This window comes from Mesorhizobium sp. M7A.F.Ca.AU.001.01.1.1, assembly GCF_004022735.1.
Taxonomy (GTDB): domain Bacteria; phylum Pseudomonadota; class Alphaproteobacteria; order Rhizobiales; family Rhizobiaceae; genus Mesorhizobium; species Mesorhizobium ciceri.
The window spans coordinates 1-2086 of record NZ_RZPF01000936.1; the positions used below are offsets into that span (position 1 = coordinate 1).

Consider the following 2086-nt stretch of genomic DNA (forward strand, 5'->3'; position numbering starts at 1 on the left):
ATGCAGCAGCGATTGGGCGACTTGCAAGGGCCGAGCCCAGAACCTTGCTGCCAATGGGGCGGTCGCTAACGGCAGCGCCAGAGTGACCGGATGGCTGCCGGCGGCGGTTGACATCACCAAGGCGGTCTCGCTGGACGCGGTTGATGCCGCCACGGGCACGCAACTTTATCTCAGCAGCACGACCAAAGTCGATGTCGTGGACGTCAGCACCTCCTATTCTTATCCGGACGTTGGATTCTGGTCGTATCTTGGCTTTGGAGCCCTGACCCTCAGTGTATCCCATCAGGAACGGGTCATTGGATGGTGATGGGGCGCACCAAGTTTTGGGCTAGCCAGTCCGGAACGACAATGGTCGAAATGGCCATAGTGATGCCGCTGCTGTTGACGCTTTTGCTTGGCTTCATCGATTTCGGCTACGCCTTTTACCAATGGAATGCCGGGAATAAGGCGGTGCAAGCCGGCGCAAGGCTGGCGCAGATTTCTACACCTGTCGCCAGCGGGCTCCTGGCCGAGACGATAACGCAGACCGACCTAACTAAAGTCGGCACTGCGGTACCCGCAAACACTTACAACTATATCTGCACCGCCAACACCGCTGGAAGCGTCTCTTGCGTTTGCGGCACAGGCGCTACGTGCCAGAACCTCAATGTAAGCCAAGATGCCTTTAATTTCATTTTCAGCGGCAACAGCAGCCGGCCCGGAATGCAGACATTCCTGCCGATGTTGGCCAAGTCCGAAGTCAGGATTCAATACCAGGCTTCCGGCCTCGGCTACTGGACGCGTCCCAGCGGACCGGTGCCGACCATCACGGTGAGCATCACCAACCATCCCTTCCAGTTTTTCTTCCTGGGCGGACTGCTCGGCTTCAACAACATCACAATGCCCTCCATGCTGAGCACGGTCACGGGCGAAGACATGAAGAGTACCTGGCCATGAACGCCATCAACACCAAGGTTACGCCGACCAAGCGCAAGCAGGTGGCGCTGTTTTCGTCGGATCCGAATTTCAAGCGCGATGTGGCGACGCGGCTCGATGCGCTGGCGATCTATGACGTCAGGGTTTCCGAGACGAGCGATTTTCTGAAAGGACCGCCGGCGGACACACGCCCGGGCATCGTCATCCTCGATCTCGGCAATGGCGAGCTGCTCGGCAGGCCCGGCATCGTCGAGGCGCGCGCACTGTGGGCCAGCGTGCCGCTGATCGCGGTTTCCGACGAGCTGAGCTCGGAGCAGACGCGCGTTTTGGTGCGCATGAACGCCTCGGACTGGCTGCACAAGCCGCTCGACGGCAAGGAACTGCTCAATGCGGTGACCTTCCACGACACCGGCAACCAGGGAACCAAAAGCCGGATCATCACCTTCATCAGCGCCAGCGGCGGCGCCGGCGCCACGACGCTGGCGCTGTCGGCGGCCGAATTCCTGGCGTCGAAATCGGGCGAGCGCGCGGCGTCCACCTGTCTCGTGGACCTGGATTTCCAGAGCGCCAATTGCGGCGCCTATCTCAATCTGTTCAACCAGTTCGACCTTGCCGGCATCATCGGCCAGCCGGAGCGGCTCGATGTCGAGCTGATGGACGTCATCAAGCTGTCGCGCCCGTCCGGCCTCACCCTCTATGCATTCGAGCGGCCGCAACTGCCGTTCGAGCCGCATGGCAGCGATTTCGTCTTCCGCCTGCTCGACCTCGTCGCCTACCGCTTCGACGACATCGTTATCGACCTGCCCAATCTGGAAACGCCCTGGCACAATTCCGTGCTGTCGACGAGCGACGAGATCTTCATCGTGTTCGAACTCAATGTCGCGTCGCTGCGGCAAGGCAAGCGGCTCTACAAGAAGATCCGCGAGCTGCGCGGCAATGCGGTCAGCATCACGCTGGTCGCCAACAAGCACAAGCGCAAATGGTTCGGGAACCATTTTTCGCGCAGCGAGCTCGAAAAGATCTTCAAGGCGCCGCACATCAAGTCGGTCGCGCTCGACAACGCGCTTCTGACCGATGCGCTGAACAGGGCCATCCCGCCTTCCGAAGTGGATGGGCGGGCGCGCTTCAACAAGGATCTGAAGCGGATGTTCAAAGAGCGGCTCGATGAGGC

At 60.4% G+C, this 2086-nt stretch carries 2 protein-coding genes and 1 pseudogene; all 3 read left to right on the plus strand.

The genetic code is table 11. The features are described 5' to 3' along the window. Nucleotides 1-307: pseudogene (locus EN884_RS34195) on the plus strand (hypothetical protein); the annotation flags it as partial. 41 nt (nt 308-348) lie between these two features. Continuing rightward, complete coding sequence (locus EN884_RS34200) at nt 349-936, plus strand: TadE/TadG family type IV pilus assembly protein (RefSeq protein WP_244514262.1); 588 nt, start codon at nt 349-351, stop codon at nt 934-936. Next, nucleotides 933-2086 (plus strand): AAA family ATPase (locus EN884_RS34205; protein WP_128361050.1); only part of this gene is annotated, 1154 nt, incomplete at its 3' end. The genes EN884_RS34200 and EN884_RS34205, both read left to right, overlap by 4 nt.

Bases quoted from the DNA above. Each gene is read 5' to 3' on its own strand.
- EN884_RS34200 (WP_244514262.1), top strand. From the start codon at position 349: ATGGTCGAAATGGCCATAGTGATGCCGCTGCTGTTGACGCTTTTGCTT.